This window comes from Mycolicibacterium houstonense (assembly GCF_900078665.2).
In the GTDB taxonomy this organism is placed as follows: domain Bacteria; phylum Actinomycetota; class Actinomycetes; order Mycobacteriales; family Mycobacteriaceae; genus Mycobacterium; species Mycobacterium houstonense.
Map to the genome: position 1 here is coordinate 404,301 of NZ_LT546208.1, position 17,632 is coordinate 421,932.

At 67.9% G+C, this 17,632-nt stretch carries 14 protein-coding genes and 6 pseudogenes; 8 read left to right on the plus strand and 12 right to left on the minus strand.

Annotation, left to right across the window (positions count from 1 at the left end; all coding sequences use genetic code 11):
* Positions 1 to 51 precede the first annotated feature (51 nt).
* Positions 52 to 1,437 (plus strand): FAD-dependent oxidoreductase, encoded by a 1,386-nt coding sequence (locus tag BN4332_RS29950; RefSeq protein WP_066903501.1) that lies wholly within the window; start codon positions 52 to 54, stop codon positions 1,435 to 1,437.
* Here the strand turns inward: BN4332_RS29950 and manA are convergent.
* From manA to BN4332_RS29970, 4 genes and pseudogenes are all read right to left on the minus strand, one after another.
* Complete coding sequence (gene manA / locus BN4332_RS29955) at positions 1,434 to 2,660, minus strand: mannose-6-phosphate isomerase, class I (RefSeq protein WP_066903503.1); 1,227 nt, start codon at positions 2,658 to 2,660, stop codon at positions 1,434 to 1,436. The genes BN4332_RS29950 and manA overlap by 4 nt on opposite strands.
* 3 nt (positions 2,661 to 2,663) lie before the next feature.
* The gene (locus tag BN4332_RS29960; RefSeq protein WP_066903505.1) at positions 2,664 to 3,734 is read right to left on the minus strand and encodes a TobH protein; all 1,071 of its coding nucleotides are present in this window, start codon (positions 3,732 to 3,734) and stop codon (positions 2,664 to 2,666) included.
* The gene (locus BN4332_RS29965) at positions 3,731 to 5,119 is read right to left on the minus strand and encodes a phosphomannomutase/phosphoglucomutase (protein ID WP_066903507.1); all 1,389 of its coding nucleotides are present in this window, start codon (positions 5,117 to 5,119) and stop codon (positions 3,731 to 3,733) included. The genes BN4332_RS29960 and BN4332_RS29965 overlap by 4 nt, the downstream gene beginning before the upstream one ends.
* Positions 5,120 to 5,175: 56 nt before the next feature.
* A pseudogene (locus BN4332_RS29970) lies at positions 5,176 to 5,445 on the minus strand (DUF3499 domain-containing protein); the annotation flags it as partial.
* 131 nt (positions 5,446 to 5,576) lie between these two features.
* On the opposite strand from BN4332_RS29970, the gene BN4332_RS29975 reads away from it, so the two are divergent.
* Positions 5,577 to 5,999 (plus strand): metallopeptidase family protein, encoded by a 423-nt coding sequence (locus BN4332_RS29975; protein ID WP_066903600.1) that lies wholly within the window; start codon positions 5,577 to 5,579, stop codon positions 5,997 to 5,999.
* 36 nt (positions 6,000 to 6,035) lie between these two features.
* On the opposite strand, the gene BN4332_RS29980 is transcribed toward BN4332_RS29975, so the two are convergent.
* A complete protein-coding gene (locus BN4332_RS29980; protein ID WP_066903508.1) occupies positions 6,036 to 6,425 on the minus strand; it encodes a WhiB family transcriptional regulator in 390 nt (129 codons plus the stop codon).
* 294 nt (positions 6,426 to 6,719) lie between these two features.
* On the opposite strand from BN4332_RS29980, the gene cofD reads away from it, so the two are divergent.
* Complete coding sequence (gene cofD, locus BN4332_RS29985) at positions 6,720 to 7,703, plus strand: 2-phospho-L-lactate transferase (RefSeq protein ID WP_066903509.1); 984 nt, start codon at positions 6,720 to 6,722, stop codon at positions 7,701 to 7,703.
* 8 nt (positions 7,704 to 7,711) lie between these two features.
* A pseudogene (locus BN4332_RS29990) lies at positions 7,712 to 8,107 on the plus strand (coenzyme F420-0:L-glutamate ligase); the annotation flags it as partial.
* Here the strand turns inward: BN4332_RS29990 and manB (BN4332_RS29995) are convergent.
* Both manB (BN4332_RS29995) and BN4332_RS30000 read right to left on the minus strand, forming a co-directional pair.
* A pseudogene (gene manB, locus BN4332_RS29995) lies at positions 8,084 to 8,929 on the minus strand (mannose-1-phosphate guanylyltransferase); the annotation flags it as partial. The pseudogenes BN4332_RS29990 and manB (BN4332_RS29995) overlap by 24 nt on opposite strands.
* A 1-nt stretch (position 8,930) precedes the next feature.
* A complete protein-coding gene (locus BN4332_RS30000) occupies positions 8,931 to 9,827 on the minus strand; it encodes a glycosyltransferase family 2 protein (protein ID WP_066903510.1) in 897 nt (298 codons plus the stop codon).
* Between BN4332_RS30000 and BN4332_RS30005 the strand changes: the two are divergent.
* Both BN4332_RS30005 and BN4332_RS30010 read left to right on the plus strand, forming a co-directional pair.
* A pseudogene (locus BN4332_RS30005) lies at positions 9,727 to 10,719 on the plus strand (coenzyme F420-0:L-glutamate ligase); the annotation flags it as partial. The gene BN4332_RS30000 and the pseudogene BN4332_RS30005 sit on opposite strands and share 101 nt — an antisense overlap.
* Positions 10,716 to 11,264, plus strand: a complete 549-nt coding sequence (locus tag BN4332_RS30010) for an NUDIX hydrolase (protein WP_066903512.1) — start codon at positions 10,716 to 10,718, stop codon at positions 11,262 to 11,264. The pseudogene BN4332_RS30005 and the gene BN4332_RS30010, both read left to right, overlap by 4 nt.
* Here BN4332_RS30010 and BN4332_RS30015 read toward each other — a convergent pair.
* The 4 genes and pseudogenes from BN4332_RS30015 to rfbD form a co-directional block, all read right to left on the minus strand.
* Entirely contained in the window at positions 11,261 to 11,596 is a 336-nt protein-coding gene (locus BN4332_RS30015; RefSeq protein ID WP_066903514.1) for a DUF732 domain-containing protein, read from the minus strand. The two genes, BN4332_RS30010 and BN4332_RS30015, sit on opposite strands and share 4 nt — an antisense overlap.
* Before the next feature lie 179 nt (positions 11,597 to 11,775).
* Positions 11,776 to 12,855, minus strand: coding sequence for a mannose-1-phosphate guanylyltransferase ManB (manB, locus tag BN4332_RS30020; RefSeq protein ID WP_066903516.1), 1,080 nt, complete (start codon positions 12,853 to 12,855; stop codon positions 11,776 to 11,778).
* Position 12,856: 1 nt separating this feature from the next.
* A pseudogene (locus tag BN4332_RS30025) lies at positions 12,857 to 13,240 on the minus strand (glycosyltransferase); the annotation flags it as partial.
* Positions 13,213 to 13,959: pseudogene (gene rfbD, locus BN4332_RS30030) on the minus strand (dTDP-4-dehydrorhamnose reductase); the annotation flags it as partial. The pseudogenes BN4332_RS30025 and rfbD, both read right to left, overlap by 28 nt.
* Positions 13,960 to 14,025: 66 nt before the next feature.
* Here rfbD and BN4332_RS30035 point away from each other — a divergent pair.
* Entirely contained in the window at positions 14,026 to 15,513 is a 1,488-nt protein-coding gene (locus tag BN4332_RS30035; protein WP_066903518.1) for an LCP family protein, read from the plus strand.
* A 25-nt stretch (positions 15,514 to 15,538) separates the two neighbouring features.
* On the plus strand, positions 15,539 to 16,255 hold the full coding sequence (locus BN4332_RS30040; protein ID WP_066903520.1) for a TIGR03089 family protein: 717 nt from the start codon (positions 15,539 to 15,541) through the stop codon (positions 16,253 to 16,255).
* A gap of 85 nt (positions 16,256 to 16,340) precedes the next feature.
* On the opposite strand, the gene BN4332_RS30045 is transcribed toward BN4332_RS30040, so the two are convergent.
* Positions 16,341 to 17,510 (minus strand): acyl-CoA dehydrogenase, encoded by a 1,170-nt coding sequence (locus BN4332_RS30045; RefSeq protein WP_066903522.1) that lies wholly within the window; start codon positions 17,508 to 17,510, stop codon positions 16,341 to 16,343.
* Between the last annotated feature and the right edge of the window lie 122 nt (positions 17,511 to 17,632).

Sequence of the window (17,632 nt, forward strand, 5' to 3'; positions counted from 1 at the left end):
GATTCTCATTCCTCCTCAGGACGTGCGCCGTCCCCCGTACGGTGGTAGCCGATGGGCAGGACTCTCGAAATATCGCCAAACCACGCTGTTGTCATCGGAGGGAGCATCGCCGGCCTGTGCGCGGCCCGGGTGCTCGCCGATCATTTCGCCGACGTCACTCTCTACGAGCGCGACGAGTTACCCGATGAACCGGTCAATCGCACCGCCGTGCCCCAGGGTCAGCATGTGCACCTGTTGATGGCGCGGGGCGCTCAGGAACTTGAGCTTCTGTTCGAAGGCCTGCTCGACGACATGGCTTCCTCGAACGTCCCAGTTGTCGAGAACCAGCCGTCCTCCATCCACTTCGAGGCAGGCGGTCACCTGTTGGGCACCGGCCAGACGCTCGAGTCGAACTTCACCGCCTACGTACCCAGCCGCGGACAGCTCGAATGGCAGATTCGCCGACGCGTGCTGGCCCTGCCGAACGTGCGGATCGTCCGTCGCGGGGTGAGCGAGCCGCAGTACGACCCCGGTACCGAACGGGTGACCGGGCTGGTGCTCGACGACGGTGAACAGGTGGCCGCCGATGTGGTGGTCGATGCCTCCGGTCGCGGCAGCCGCCTGCCGGTGTGGTTGGAGCAGTGGGGATTCGAGCGACCGCCCGAGGAATCGATCAAAGTCGGAGTCACCTACGCATCGCAGCGCGTCCGCATCCCGGCCGAGCTCATCACCGAGAAGATGGTCCTCGTCAGCGCGAAGCACGACAGCGGCCTGGGCATGGGCATGCTGTTCCACGAGGACGGCATCTGGACGGTGACGGCGTTCGGAGTCGCCAAGGCCGAGCCGCCGAGCGACTTCGACGGGATCAAACAACTCGGCACCACCGCCCTGCCACCGCACCTCGCGGCGGCCCTGCGCGCCGGTGAAGCGGTCGGCGAGATGAACTTTCACCGCTATCCCGTCAGCAAGTGGCGTCGGTACGACAAGTTGGGCCGATTCCCTGACGGGATCTTCCCGTTCGGTGATGCAGTGGTCAGCCTGAACCCGACTTACGGTCAGGGCGTGACCATGTCGGCTGTCCAGGCGGCCAACCTTCGGCAGGTGCTGGCCGAGGGAACCCACGACGTGACCGCCCGTCTGGCTCGCCGCACCGCGAGAACCACCTATCCGGTGTGGACCATGAACTCGGTGGCCGATCAGGTGGCACACGGGGCCGAGGGCGACCGGGCCTTCTGGTTCGGCCCGGTGTTCGGGCTGTTCGACCAGTTCCTGGGGGCCGCTGAAACCGACCCGGTACTGGCCGAGTGGTTCTTGCGCCGCACCAGCATGCTCGACAGCCTCTGGCTGACCCCGCCGCCGCGGATCATCGGACGGGCGATCCGCCACAACGTGCGAGCCTGGCTGGCCGAACGGAGCCAACGTGGCAGGTCCGCGGACTCGATGTCCGTCTCGCGCTAGATCCCGACGGTCACCCGGAAGAGTTTCGTCGGCTCCCCGGCGGTGACCCGGATCGGGCCGTCCTGCGCCGCCACCCAGGCGGCCGAACCCCGGTCCATGGTCAGCTTGTCGTCGTCGGCGTACACCACGGCAGCGCCCTGCGTGCACAACAACAGTTGCGGGCCGTCGTGGTGGGAGTGCACGTCGATCTCGTCGCCGATCCGGTCGCCGTCGATCGTCAGTACCGACACCGCGAACTCTTGCGCCGGTGTCTGATAGACGGTTTCGGCTCCGTGAGTGACGGTTTCGGGAACCAGCTGGTGTTCCGGGGTCGGGGTGAAGTCCAGCACCCGGAGCAGTTCCGGCACGTCCACGTGCTTCGGGGTCAACCCGCCGCGCAGCACGTTGTCCGAGTTGGCCATCACCTCGACACCGACCCCATGCAGGTAGGCATGCAGATTCCCGGCGGGCAGGTAGATGCCTTCGCCCGGCTGCAGGCTGATGCGGTTGAGCAGCAGGGAGGCCAGCACACCGGCATCGCCGGGATAGCGCTCCCCGAGTTCCAGCACGGTCTTGACCTCGGCGGCGAATTTCTTTGCCCCCGAACGGATGTAGTGGACCGCCCCGTCGAGAACGGCCGGCACCAGCACGTCGAGGTCTGGCTGCGGCGCGGTGATCCAGGTGGTGAACAGCGCCCGCAACCCGTCGGCGTCGGACTGGTCGGACAGCAGGTTGATGAACGGGTCGAGGTCCGAGACGGCCAGCGCCCGCATCAACTCGACGGTGTGCTCGACGGGCCGGAATCCGGCAAGGGCATCGAATTGCCCTAAGGCCACCAGCAATTCGGGCTTGTGGCTGCGGTCGCGGTAGTTCCGGATGGGCGACGACACCGGGATCTCCAGCCGGTCCTCACGGTCGAAGCCTTCCCGGGCCTGTGCGGCGCTGGGATGCGCTTGCAACGACAACGGCTCGTCGGCGGCGAGCACCTTGACGAGAAACGGCAGTGCGTCGCCGAACCGGCCGATCGCCACACTGCCGAGTTGACCCTCGGGGTCGTCGGTGACGGCCTGCAGCAGCGACTCCTCGCCGTGCTCGGTCTGCAACCAAGCCGGATCGGCGGGATGCGCACCGAACCACAGCTCAGCCTCTGGATGGATTGTGGGACTTGGCCTTCCGGTGAAATCGGCGATGGCCGTCCGCGAACCCCAGGCATAGGTCCGCACCACTCCGCGTAGCAGATGCACTTCTTATCCTCGAACCAGTTTCAAATACACGGCCGTCATCTCGACACGCACGGCCAAAATCGCAAGTTGTTGTTCGGGGCGCCCGGCCGGCAGAACCGTCCCGGCCTGTTCGGGTACGTCCTCGGCACCGACCACCGTGATGTCGTCGAAGCCGGCGACCCGGGCCCCCACCGATTGCCGTTCGTCGTCGGTGATCAACGCGAACGTACGCGTGCGCCGAGGCAGCGGTCCGTCGATCTCCTCGTCATGGAACAGCGAGCGGGCCGCCGGCGACCCCAGTGCCCCACTGCCCACAGCGGCCAGCACATCGCCCAGCCCCGCGGCCCCGACAACCTCCCCGGCCAGCCGCAGCATCGCGGTGGCACCGTGCCGGGCCAGCGCCAGGGTGGCCGGATTGGCCCCGGCGAGCACCACGTCACTGTCCGACATGCGCTCGGCCAGGGTCTTGGCCGGGTTGGTGAACAGTTCGCGCCCGGCGCTGTTGCGCAGCGCTTCAGCGTCCAGTTCGTCGGCCAGCGCGGACAGATCCACGCGCATACCGGAATCGACCACATGCAGCGCGGCCAGACCGGCAGCCAGGTACCGGGTCAGGCCGAAGTCGTCGGGGACCCACAGCCGCGGCGCCAGCACCACCGCGCGCCCGGCCGCGACGTCCCGCAGTGGGCCCTCGTGCGGTGCCACGATCAGCACCCGTGCGCCGCGACGCACCCCGGTGGCCGCCGCGTTCACCAATGCCGGGTCGCCGGGATCGTCACCGGCGACGATCAGCACATCCAACGCGCCGAGCCATGGCGGCGTTTCCCCGGCCACCACGAAGGGTGCCGCGATCGACGCACCGAGCACACCGGCGAGGATGGCGCCCGCATGTTCGGCGGTACCGCGACCGCCGACCCAAATCACCGTGCGCGGAGGATGATCGGAGCGCAACGGGTCGAGCACGCCCTCGGCCAGCGCCGCCGCGGTCGCCCGGACCTGGGCTCCCGCCATGGCCGCGGCCCGCAGCAGACCGTTGCGATCGGCGGCGAGAAGTCCGTCGCCGTCGTCCAGGTCGACCGTGGCGTCCACGGCGTTCACGGCACCGGCTCGCTCACTTCACGGATCTGCGCCGAAACTCTGTCGACGAGTGCGGCCACGTCCTCGGCCGTACGTGCTTCCACGTTCAGCCGCAGCAGTGGTTCGGTGTTGGAGGTGCGCAGGTTGAACCAGTTGCCGTCACCGAGATCGACGGTGACGCCGTCGAGATGGTCGATGGAGTGGATCGAGCTGCCGAACGATCGCAGCACGGCGTCCACACAGGCCGGCGCGTCGCTGACGGTGAAATTGATCTCCCCGGAGGCCTCGTACCGCTGGTAGTCCGCCATGAACTCCGACAGCGGACGGTCCTGCTCGCCTAGTGCGGCCAGCACGTGCAGCGCGGCGAGCATGCCGGAATCGGCGCCCCAGAAATCGCGGAAGTAGTAGTGCGCGGAATGCTCCCCACCGAAGATGGCGCCGGTGTCGGCCATCAAAGCCTTGATGTAGGAGTGGCCGACGCGTGATCGCACCGGGGTTCCGCCGCGTTCGGCGACCAACTCCGGGACGGCGCGCGAGGTGATCAGGTTGTGGATCACCGTGGCACCGATCTCGCGGGTGAGTTCACGCGCGGCCACCAGGGCTGTCACCGCCGAGGGCGACACCGGTCGGCCGAGTTCGTCGACGACGAAGCACCGGTCGGCATCGCCGTCGAACGCCAGGCCGATGTCGGCGCCGGTGGCCAGCACATGGGCCTGCAGGTCGACGAGGTTGTCGGGATTCAGCGGATTGGCTTCGTGGTTGGGAAACGTTCCGTCGAGTTCGAAGAACAGCGGCAGCACGGTGGCCCCCGCGACCGGTCCGAGCACCGCGGGGGTGGTGTGGCCGGCCATGCCGTTGCCCGCATCGACCGCGATCCGCAACGGGCGCAAGGAAGACAGATCGACCAGCGACCGCAGGAAGGCCCCGTAGTCGGACAGCACGTCGCGGTCGGACACCGACCCGGCACGCCCGTCGAACGCGGGCACGCCCGCGATGACCTCGTCGGCGATCACCGACAGCCCGGTGTCCTTGCCCACCGGCTTGGCCCCGGCCCGGCACAGTTTGATCCCGTTGTAGGCGGCCGGGTTGTGGCTCGCGGTGAACATCGCCCCCGGGCAGTCCAGCAGGCCCGAGGCGAAGTACAGCTGGTCGGTGGAGGCCAGCCCGATGCGGACCACGTCCAGTCCCTGGGCGGTGACGCCGTCGGCGAACGCGGCGGCCAGCGTGGGTGAACTCTCCCGCATGTCGTAGCCGATCACGACCTGCGACGCACCCTCGGCGCGGACCAGACGAGCGAACGCGCCGCCGACCTCGGCAACGAAGGCCTCGTCGATCTGGGAGCCGACCAATCCGCGGACGTCATAGGCCTTGATGACATCGTGAACAGCCGTCGCTGGCCTAGACATATAGCTCCTTGTGAAACGGGATCGTTGGCGCCAGCCTAGNCGCCGCCACGGGCCGCGCCGGGCTGACCTTCGCGGACCGCGTCGGCCAGCGCCACCAGATCGTCTTCATCGGGGTTGGCGGGCAGCGGCCCGGCATGACGGACCAGCTCCCAGCCTCGCGGCGCCGTGATGCGTCCGGCATGGCCGACGCACAGGTCCCAGGAGTGGGGCTCGGACACCGTGGCAAGAGGTCCGACCACAGCCGTGGAGTCGGAGTAGACAAAAGTCAACGTCGCCACGGCATAGTGCGGGCACCCGGGCCGGCAGCAGCGACGGGGAACATTCACGCACCAGAGATTACTTCGGACGATCGCTGCGCGGTGCCGGACACGCGCAGCCGACGGGCCCCCGATCCCGAACCGTTACGATCATCGCCGTGGCCCAGCGCAACCCATGGCGATCGCGTCGCGGCCGCGATATTCGCGGTCCGCTGCTTCCGCGAACGGTTCCCGGCTGGCGCAGTCGCGCCGAGCGGTTCGACATGGCGGTGCTGGAAGCGTATGAGCCGATCGAACGGCGGTGGGGTTCACGATTGCGCGAACTCGACGTCGCCGTCGACGAGATTCCGCGGATGTCCCCGAAAGATCCGGACAGTGTGCAATGGCCACCCGAGGTCATCGCCGACGGGCCGATCGCGCTGGCGCGGCTGATACCTGCTGGGGTTGATGTCAGGGGGAACTCGACCCGGGCTCGAATTGTCTTGTTCCGCAAGCCCATCGAGCGCCGGGTCAAAGGATCCGATGAGCTGGCTGACTTGCTGCATGAAATCCTGGTGGCCCAGGTGGCCACCTATCTGGGAGTCGAACCGTCAGTCATCGACCCAACGATCGACGACGACTGACGTCGGGCGCCCGCGACGGGCGCTCAACTGCACGCGTCAGATGATGCCGCGCTTGAGGCGCCGACGCTCCCGTTCGGACAAACCGCCCCAAATACCGAAGCGCTCATCGTGCGCGAGCGCGTACTCCAAGCACGCATCCTTGACTTCGCAGCCCTGGCAGATGCGCTTGGCCTCGCGGGTAGACCCGCCCTTCTCCGGAAAGAACGCCTCCGGGTCGGTCTGTGCGCACAGCGCACGTTCCTGCCATTGGTCGTCCTCAGTAGCCGGATCACCATCAATGTGATCGGGAACCAAACTCAGTTGAGGGCGGGCGACCGCCCCCTCCGGTGTCGGCCCGGCGTTGATGTGCGGTGCGTTGTCTACCGAGCCGAGTAGCCGGCTGTCAAACCGGACCACACGATCGAAATCGCCGCTCTCATAAGACATTATCCCCCGCCTCCTCACTCGGTCTCGTAGATCCTAAGTGGAGCCCCACTATTGTTCTCTGCGGTCACCCCATTCGAACATTTGATCGAATCTCGGTCCGCGACACCGGAATCGGTCACCAACCGGGAAATGACACATCTGTGATTACACACGTGTTAGCTGCCGGGGTCAAGCGCCAGGGCGCGAATTCATACCATCTCGTAATGTCAAATCGGCGCGTCGCGACATCGGCGTGTCCTGGCCGTGACGACGTCGTTTCCATCCGCGAGGCCTCAACGCCTAGGGTCGGACGTTGTGAAGATCACCGTTCTGGTCGGCGGCGTCGGAGGCGCCCGCTTTTTGCTGGGGGTCCAGCACCTGTTGGGCCTCGGGGCATTCAGCGGCGACGACAGCAAGCATGAACTCACCGCGATCGTGAACGTGGGTGACGACGCCTGGATGCACGGCGTGCGGATCTGCCCAGACCTCGACACCTGCATGTACACGCTGGGCGGCGGCATCGATCCGGAGCGCGGCTGGGGTCATCGCAACGAAACCTGGCACGCCAAGGAAGAACTCGCCGCCTACGGCGTGCAACCCGATTGGTTCGGCCTGGGCGACCGGGACCTGGCCACCCACCTGGTGCGCACCCAGATGCTGCGTGCCGGCTACCCGCTGTCGCAGGTCACCGAGGCGCTGTGCAAGCGCTGGTCACCCGGGGCGCGCCTGCTGCCGGTCACCGACGACCGGAGCGAGACGCATGTGGTCATCACCGACCCGCAGGACGGCTCACGGCACGCGATCCACTTCCAGGAGTGGTGGGTCCGATACCGGGCACAGGTGCCGTCGCACAGTTTCGCGTTCGTCGGTGCAGAACAGGCAACCGCGGCCCCGGGTGTCACCGAGGCCATCGCCGACGCGGATGTGGTGTTGCTGGCACCGTCGAACCCCGTCGTGAGCATCGGGCCCATCCTGCAGATACCCGGCATCCGCGCCGCGCTGCGCTCGACCAAGGCGCCGGTGATCGGCTACTCCCCCATCATCGATGGAAAACCTTTGCGCGGCATGGCAGATGAGTGCCTGCGCATCATCGGCGTAGAGTCCACGTCACAGGCCGTCGGAGAGCATTTCGGCGCCCGGTCGGCGACCGGCCTGCTCGACGGTTGGCTGGTGCACGAGGGCGATCAGGCCGAGATCGACGGCGTGCGGGTACGTGCCGTGCCGTTGTTGATGACCGAACCGGCCGCCACCGCCGAGATGGTGCGGGCCGGCCTGGATCTCGCGGGCGTCGCCCTGTGACCTCCGCAGTGAACACCGAGCACGGCTCGGCCGGCCGGGTCGAGATTCTGCCGGTGCCAGGACTTCCCGAGTTCCGGCCCGGGGACAACCTGGCCGCTTCGCTCGCCGAGGCGGCGCCGTGGCTGCAGGACGGCGACGTGCTGGTGGTCACCAGCAAGATCGTCTCCAAGTGTGAAGGCCGCATCGTCACCGCACCCTCCGATCCGGAGGAGCGGGACACCTTGCGGCGCAAGTTGATCGATGACGAAGCCGTCCGGGTGCTGGCACGAAAGGGCCGGACCCTGATCACCGAGAACGCCATCGGCCTGGTCCAGGCCGCGGCCGGCGTCGACGGTTCCAACGTCGACTCCAACGAATTGGCACTGCTGCCAATCGATCCCGACGGAAGCGCGGCGGCCCTGCGTGANCACCACGGAGCCACCGATCACCAACGCGCCGGGTGCGACGGCCGCACCCTCGTGGACGAGGGACTCACCACGCTGACCGTTGAGTGCCGGCGAGGGCGCGATTCCACGCACCAGATCGGCCGAGCCGCGCACGAAGTCCTCGGGCGTGCCCATGTCGCGCCAGTAGGAGGCGTCGACGTATCCGCACACCTTCAGCCCGTCGGTGAGCAGGCCCGGGAACACCTCGCGTTCCACCGATACCGGCCGCCCCTTCGGGATCTGGTCGATCACATGCTTTTTGAACACGTAGCAGCCGGCGTTGATCTGGTCGGTCGGCGGATCCTGGGTCTTCTCCAGGAACGCGGTGACGACGCCGTTGGCGTCCGTGGGCACACAACCGAACGCGCGGGGATCGCTGACCCGCACCAGATGCAGCGTGACGTCGGCCTGATGGGTGTCGTGTGACTCCAGCAGTGCGGCCAGGTCGGCGGCCGAGAGCACATCGCCGTTGAACACCATCGCCGTCTCGTAGCGCAGCTTGTCGGCCACGTTGGCGATTGCACCACCGGTGCCGAGCGCCTCGGTCTCCGTGACGTATTCGATCTCCAGCCCGAGGTCGGACCCGTCGCCGAATGCCTCCTCGAAGACCTCGGCCTTGTACGACGTACCCATGACCACGTGCTTGATGCCGGCCTCGGCGATCCGGGCCAGCAGGTGGGTCAGGAAGGGAACACCCGCGGTGGGCAGCATCGGCTTGGGCGCCGAGAGGGTCAGGGGCCGAAGCCGGGTGCCACGTCCACCGACGAGGACGACGGCGTCCACTTCTGCGGGATTGATCACGTCAGCGCCCTTTCGCCTGCTTACGTCGAGAACTGCCGACCACCAGGCCCGCACGTGCTGCCAGCGCGCCCCGGATCGTCCACCGTAACGGTGCCTGCCAGGCCGCCGGATACCGATCAGCCAGGAAAGTGTAGGTACTGCGGTGATGGGCGGCCAAGTTGCGCGCCGGGTCACGGCCGGTGGAGTGGCCCTTGTGGTGGAGCACCTCGGCGGTCGGCACGTAGACGTTCTGCCAGCCGGCCCGGGCGATCCGATCGCCGAGATCGACGTCTTCCATATACATGAAGTAGCGCTCGTCGAAACCACCGACGGAGTCGAAGGCGGACCGTCGCATCAGCAGGCAGGACCCCGACAACCAGCCGACCTCACGCTCGCTGGGTTCCTGGCGGTCCTGGCGGTAGGCCGCGGTCCATGGATTCGATTTCCAGAACGGGCCGACCACGGCATGCATGCCGCCGCGGATCAGGCTGGGCTGGTGGCGCGCCGACGGGTAGACCGAGCCGTCGGGGTCGCGGACCAGCGGCCCCAGCGCACCGGCCTGCGGCCACCGGTGGGCGGCGTCGAGCAGCAGGTCGATCGAACCCGGTCCCCACTGCACGTCCGGGTTGGCCACGATAAAAAATTCCGAGCACTCCGCATCCGATATCTCGGCGGCGCCGCGGTTGACCGCACTGCCGTAGCCCAGATTGCTGCCGGTGCGCAGCAGCCGCACGTTCGGGTACCGCTTCTCCGCCTGTTCTGGCGCACCGTCGGTCGAACCGTTGTCGGCCATGATGACCTTCACCGGCCGATCGGTGGCCAGCGCCAGCGACGCCAGGAAACGGTCGAGATGTGGGCCCGGCGAGTACGTCACCGTCACCACTACGAGCGGGCGGACCGCATCCTCAGTCACNACCATGGGCCGGGCCTGGCGCAACGGCCAGGCCGATTTCGCGATCGGGGCATCCGGGCTGACCGTGCTGCACGGCTACGCGGGCGCACGCGACCGCCACGGCAACGAGCTGTTGGTCACCGAGGTGGCCGTGGCCGACGAGATCGCCGCCGCGGCCGATCTGGTGAAGGGCAAGCTCACCGCGATCCCGGTCGCGGTGGTGCGTGGGCTGGATCTGCCCGACGACGGGTCGAACGCGCGCACGCTTCTGCGTTCCGGCGAGGACGACCTGTTCTGGTTGGGCACGGCCGAGGCAATCCAGATGGGGCGCAACCAGGCTCAACTGCTGCGCCGTTCGGTACGTCGCTTCAGCGATGACCCGGTCGACCCCGCCGTCATCGAGGCGGCCGTCGGCGAGGCACTGACCGCACCGGCCCCGCACCACACCCGCCCGGTCCGGTTCGTCTGGGTGCAGGATCCCGCCACCCGCATCCGGCTGCTCGACCGGATGAAGGAGAAATGGCGGGCCGACCTGACCGGTGACGGCCGGGATCCGGAGTCGGTCGAGCGACGGCTGAACCGAGGCCAGATCCTCTACGACGCACCCGAACTCGTGATCCCCTTCATGGTTCCCGACGGCGCACACAGCTATCCCGACGACGCGCGCACCCAGGCCGAGCACACCATGTTCACCGTCGCCGTCGGCGCCGCGGTGCAGGCCCTGCTGGTCGCGCTCGCGGTGCGCGAGGTGGGCAGCTGCTGGATCGGCTCGACGATCTTCGCCGGCGAGGAGGTGCGGGCCGAGCTGGATCTGCCCGCCGACTGGGAACCGTTGGGCGCCATCGCGATCGGCCATGCCGCCGATCCGCAACCGGAGCGCGATCCGGTGCCCACCGACGGCCTGCTGGTCCGCAAATGAGCGCTGAGAGCCTGCACGCCTCAGCGGTCGAGTTGCTGACGCGTTGGCAGACACCGGATCCCGGCCAGGACACGCTGCGCCACGCGGTGTTGTCGTTTCTGGCCGCCCGTCCCGATGCCTGTCTGCGGGCCTGCGTGCCCGGCCACATCACGGCCTCGGCCCTGGTCGTCGACCACACCGGGACCCAGACGCTGCTGACGCTGCATCCGCGGTTCGGCCGCTGGCTGCAGCTCGGCGGGCACTGTGAGGAAGCCGATGCCGACATCCCGGCGGCCGCACTGCGTGAGGCCACGGAGGAATCGGGAATCAGCGGCCTGACCATCGACCCGCAATTGGCCACGCTGCATGTGCATCCGGTGACCTGCTCACTGGGAGTGCCGACCCGCCACCTCGATATGCAGTTCGTGGTGCGCGCACCGGCCGGCGCCGAGATCGCCTGCAGCGACGAGTCTTTGGACCTGCGCTGGTGGCCACTGGACGCGCTTCCCGACGGCACCGACTTCGGGCTGAGACAACTCGCCGATTCGGCGACCAGAAGCGCCTAACCGGGCGCCTGCGTGCAGTACGCCCGCCGTGCCGCCCGCAACGCGACCGCCGTCTGCTCGGGGGTGGCCGCATACTGACCGGCCATCTGGTCGATCACCGCCTGTGCGGGTGTGCCGGTGTAGAGCAGCCGACACATCTCCCGGCCCACCAGTAACAGCTGGTCGTCATCGCCGGGAAAGACCCCGCGCGTAGCTTTCAGGTAGGCAGTGTCTTGTGCGGTCAGCGGTATCGGCCACGCCGCCGCCTCCGGTGCCGAAACCCCTAGCACCGCCCCGAGCAGCAACGCCGCCGCGATCGGTGCCACTGCATTGCGCCGCAGTCCGTTGAACATGGCCCCTCCCCTTCTGCCGGTAGCAGCCTAAGCCCGGATAGGTGCCGGCAAACACACTTTCTCGCCAAGTTCGGGTAGTCGACTACTCAAGCGCTGCCACGCCCTCAGGGATATTCGGCGCCGGTGCCGAATGTGCACCAGCTGATTCGGACCTGCATCGCCAGTGATGGCCGCGAAGGTCAGACGTCGGTCGAGTACCGGATCCCGCCGTCGGGAACGGACACGCCGGGCCACACCCGCGCGCCGCGCAGCAGCTCGCAGCGCGCGCCGATGTCGGCCCCGTCGCCGATCACACCGTCGCGGATCAGTGCCCGCGGGCCGATGCGGGCCCCGAAGCCGATGATCGAACGCTCGATCACCGCACCGGCTTCCACCCGCACCCCGTCGAAGATCACCGCGCCGTCGAGCCGTGCGCCGGCACCGATCTCGGCGCCGCGGCCCACCACGGAGCCACCGATCACCAACGCGCCGGGTGCGACGGCCGCACCCTCGTGGACGAGGGACTCACCACGCTGACCGTTGAGTGCCGGCGAGGGCGCGATTCCACGCACCAGATCGGCCGAGCCGCGCACGAAGTCCTCGGGCGTGCCCATGTCGCGCCAGTAGGAGGCGTCGACGTATCCGCACACCTTCAGCCCGTCGGTGAGCAGGCCCGGGAACACCTCGCGTTCCACCGATACCGGCCGCCCCTTCGGGATCTGGTCGATCACATGCTTTTTGAACACGTAGCAGCCGGCGTTGATCTGGTCGGTCGGCGGATCCTGGGTCTTCTCCAGGAACGCGGTGACGACGCCGTTGGCGTCCGTGGGCACACAACCGAACGCGCGGGGATCGCTGACCCGCACCAGATGCAGCGTGACGTCGGCCTGATGGGTGTCGTGTGACTCCAGCAGTGCGGCCAGGTCGGCGGCCGAGAGCACATCGCCGTTGAACACCATCGCCGTCTCGTAGCGCAGCTTGTCGGCCACGTTGGCGATTGCACCACCGGTGCCGAGCGCCTCGGTCTCCGTGACGTATTCGATCTCCAGCCCGAGGTCGGACCCGTCGCCGAATGCCTCCTCGAAGACCTCGGCCTTGTACGACGTACCCATGACCACGTGCTTGATGCCGGCCTCGGCGATCCGGGCCAGCAGGTGGGTCAGGAAGGGAACACCCGCGGTGGGCAGCATCGGCTTGGGCGCCGAGAGGGTCAGGGGCCGAAGCCGGGTGCCACGTCCACCGACGAGGACGACGGCGTCCACTTCTGCGGGATTGATCACGTCAGCGCCCTTTCGCCTGCTTACGTCGAGAACTGCCGACCACCAGGCCCGCACGTGCTGCCAGCGCGCCCCGGATCGTCCACCGTAACGGTGCCTGCCAGGCCGCCGGATACCGATCAGCCAGGAAAGTGTAGGTACTGCGGTGATGGGCGGCCAAGTTGCGCGCCGGGTCACGGCCGGTGGAGTGGCCCTTGTGGTGGAGCACCTCGGCGGTCGGCACGTAGACGTTCTGCCAGCCGGCCCGGGCGATCCGATCGCCGAGATCGACGTCTTCCATATACATGAAGTAGCGCTCGTCGAAACCACCGACGGAGTCGAAGGCGGACCGTCGCATCAGCAGGCAGGACCCCGACAACCAGCCGACCTCACGCTCGCTGGGTTCCTGNCCGGGCGCACCCGCTCGGGGTCCGCGCCGACGGCCGCGAAGGTCTCCCTGGCCAGATCGAACCGGCTGGCCGGCCCGGTATTGATCGCGTGCAGCACACCCGGGCGCACCGCGCCGTCGGCGATCTGCAGCAGCGCGGACACCAGGTCGCCGGTGTAGGTCGGCGATCCGATCTGGTCGGCCACCACATCGACGGGTCCGTCGCCGGCCGCCAGTCGGCGCATGGTCGCCACGAAGTCGGCTCCGTCCTCGCCGCGGTACACCCAGGCGGTACGCACGACGTGCGCGTCGGGTTTGGCGGCCAGCACGGCCTGTTCCCCGGCCAGTTTGGTGTGGCCGTAGACGTTGACCGGCCCGGTCGGCTCATCGATCTCGTACGGCGTGCGGCGGTCGCGGTCCGCGCCGAACACGTAGTCGGTGGAGATGTGCACCAGCCCGGCCCCGACCTGGGCGCACACCGTGGCGAGGTTTCCCGGACCGGTGGCGTTGACGGCAAAGGCCCTGGCCTGGTCGGTTTCGGCGGCGTCCACCTGCGTGTACGCGGCACAGTTGATCACCACGTCACCGGGCTGCACGACCTGCCGGACCGTGTCGACGTCACTGATATCACATTCGGCCGAGCTCAGGGCCAGCGTCTCACGTCCCTCGCGACGCGTTTGATCAGCCAATACTCCGCCAACCATGCCTCCGGCCCCGGTGATCACGATGCGTTGCGCCATCCGCCGAGTCTGGCACGCCGGTCCGCGTTACCCGGCTCACGTCCAGGCCGCAAGTAGCCTGGGCAGGTGCCCATCCCCCTGCTCCGCTCCGTCGCTGTCGCCGCAGCGTCGGCCGTGGTACTCGGGACCGGGGTGGCCTGGACCCAGATCCGCTCCTTCGAATCCGGCATCAATCACATCAGTTCGCCGGCCCTCGGCGAGGGCGGCGACGACGGCGCGATCGACATCCTGCTGGTCGGTATGGACAGTCGCACCGATGCCCACGGCAACCCCCTGTCCGCCGAGGAACTGGAGACGTTGCGCGCCGGCGACGACGTGTCGACCAACACCGACACGATCATCCTGGTGCGCATCCCCAACAACGGGAAGTCGGCCACCGCCATCTCCATACCCCGCGATTCCTACGTCGAAGCGCCGGGCTGGGGAAAGATGAAGATCAACGGCGTGTTCGGGGACGTGAAGCTCGACCGGATGAAGCAGCTCGTCGAGGTCGAGGGTGAAGATCCGGCCACCGCGGAGCCCAAGGCCACCGAGGCCGGCCGCGAGGAACTGATCCAGACCGTCGCCGGGCTGACCGGTGTCACGGTGGACCATTACGCCGAGATCGGCCTGCTGGGTTTCGCGCTGATCACCGACGCGCTCGGCGGCGTCAACGTCTGCCTCAAAGATGCCGTCTACGAACCCCTGTCGGGCGCCGATTTCCCGGCCGGCTGGCAGAAGCTCGACGGCCCACAGGCTCTGAGCTTCGTCCGGCAACGCCACGACCTGCCCCGCGGCGACCTCGACCGGGTGACCCGGCAGCAGTCGGTGATGGCCTCGCTGGCCCACGAGGTGATCTCCAGCAAGACGCTGTCCAGCCCGGCCACACTCGGCCGGCTGCAGAACGCCGTGCAGCGTTCGGTGGTGATCTCCGACGGCTGGAACATCATGGACTTCGCCGAACAGCTGCAGAAGATCGCCGCGGGCAATGTGGCCTTCGCGACCATTCCGATCCTGCGTGAGGACGGCTGGAGCGACGACGGCATGCAGAGCGTGGTCCGGGTCGATCCGGACGAGGTCCACCGGTGGGTGGCCAGCCTGCTGCAGGACCAGGACGAGGGCAAGACCGAGCAGCTCAGCTACTCCCCCGACAAGACCACCGTCGAGGTGGTCAACGGCACCGACATCAACGGCCTGGCCGCCGCGGTGTCACAGGTGCTGAGCAACAAGGGGTTCGTGCCCGGCGCCACCGGCAACCACCAGGGCGCCCCGCCTGCCTCGAGCCAGGTGCTGGCCGCCAAGGCCGACGACCTTGGCGCCCAGGCGGTTTCGAAGGACCTCGGCGGCCTGCCCATCAACGAAGATTCGTCGCTTCCGGCCGGTGCGGTGCGGGTGGTGCTGGCCGCTGACTACGTCGGGCCCGGATCAGGGCTGGACGGCACGGACCCGACCCTCGGTGACGTCGATCCGGCCGCCGCCGGCGACCTGTCCGGCGACACCGGCGGCGAGACCCCGCCACCGCCGCCCTCGCCGATTCTGACCGCGGGTTCCGATGATCCGAAGTGCGTGAACTGATCGCCCTCGAGTACAACCAGAGATTATGAGCACAGTCAGCGCCGCGGTGCTGGATCCGTTGTTGGCAGCGGATCCGGCCGGGCCACGGATCACCTATTACGACGACGCCACCGGAGAGCGCATCGAGTTGTCGACGGTGACGATGGCCAACTGGGCCGCCAAGACCGCCAACCTGTTGCGCGACGAGCTGGATGCCGGCCCGGGCTCCCGGGTGGCGGTCCTGCTGCCCGCGCACTGGCAGACCGCCGCGGTGCTGTTCGGGATCTGGTGGATCGGCGCCGAGGTGGTGTTGGGCGGTGGTTCCGACAATTCAGCCGACCTGGCGCTGTGCACCCGGGAGCGGCTCGATGAGGCCGACGACGCGGTGGCCGGCGGCGAGGTCGCGGTGCTGTCGTTGGACCCGTTCGGCAAGCCCGCCGCCGATCTGCCCATCGGCGTCACCGACTACGCCACGGCAGTCCGCGTGCACGGTGACCAGATCGTGCCCGAGCGGGTTCCGGGGCCGGCCCTGGCCGGGCAGTCGGTGGCCGAGGTGCTGCAGCGGGCCCAGAATGCTGCGGCCGCACAGGGTTTCACCGGTTCGGACCGGGTGCTCTCCACCGCATCCTGGAACACCCCTGACGAGCTCGTGGACAACCTGCTGGCGGTGTTCGTCGCCGGCGCGTCACTGGTCCAGGTGGCCAATCCCGATGCCGATGCGCAGGAACGGCGTCGTACGACGGAGAAGGTCACCCGCGGCTAGCGCTAAGCCCAAATGCCCAATGGCCAGTTATTGCACGGCCATTCGGTGAAAGCGTGCATTAACTGGCCACTGGAGCGGCGTTGGATTACTTGAGCAGGGCGCGGCTCATGACCACACGCTGAATCTGGTTGGTGCCCTCGTAGATCTGGGTGATCTTGGCATCGCGCATCATCCGCTCCACCGGGAAGTCCACGGTGTAGCCGGCGCCACCGAACAGCTGCACCGCGTCGGTGGTGACCTCCATGGCCACATCGGAGGCGAAGCACTTGCTCGCCGCCGAGATGAAGCCGAGGTTGGTCTCGCCACGCTCGGCCCGCGCCGCGGCGTGGTAGACCATCAGGCGCGCGGCCTCCAGCTTCATCGCCATGTCGGCCAGCATGAACTGGACGGCCTGGAAATCGGCGATGGCGGTACCGAACTGCTTGCGGTCCTTGGTGTAGGCGATCGCCGCGTCCAGCGCGCCCTGGGCGATACCCACGGCCTGCGCACCGATCGTCGGGCGGGTGTGGTCCAGCGTCGCCAGCGCGGTCTTGAAACCGGTACCGGGCTCACCGATGATCCGGTCGCCGGGGATCCGGCAGTTCTCGAAGTACAGCTCGGTGGTCGGGCTGCCCTTGATGCCGAGCTTGCGCTCCTTGGGGCCGACGCTGAAGCCCTCGTCGTCCTTGTGCACCACGAACGCCGAGATGCCGTTGGCACCCTTGTCCGGATCGGTCACCGCCATCACGGTGTACCAGGTCGACTTGCCGCCGTTGGTGATCCAGCACTTGGTGCCGTTGAGGATCCAGTCATCGCCGTCGGCCTTGGCACGGGTGCGCATGCCTGCCGCGTCGGAACCGGCCTCACGCTCGGAGAGCGCGTAGGAGGCCATCGCCTCACCGGAGGCCAGCGACGGCAGCACCTGCTTCTTCAACTCCTCGGAGCCGCGCAGGATCAGGCCCATGGTGCCCAGCTTGTTGACCGCCGGGATCAGCGAGGCCGAGCAGTCCACCCGGGCCACTTCCTCGATCACGATGCAGGCCGCGACCGAGTCGGCACCCTGGCCGCCGTACTCCTCCGGCACGTGGATCGCGTTGAACCCCGAGGCGTTCAGGGCCTGCAGAGCCTCCTCCGGGAAGCGCGCATTCTCGTCGACGTCGGCCGCGTGCGGGGCGATTTCCTTCTCCGCCAGCGCCCGGATCGCCGCCCGGAGCTCCTGGTGCTCCTCGGGCAACTGAAACAGATCGAATGATGGGTTACCGCCCCAGCCGGCCATGATCTTCTCCCTAGCTCTGCGCTCGTGGCTCTCTTGGATCAATCGTTGCGCGGACTGCACATCGAGTGCATCGCCCTGCTACTTTCGGTACTCAGTACCATAGCATCGGCACTCAGTCCCAC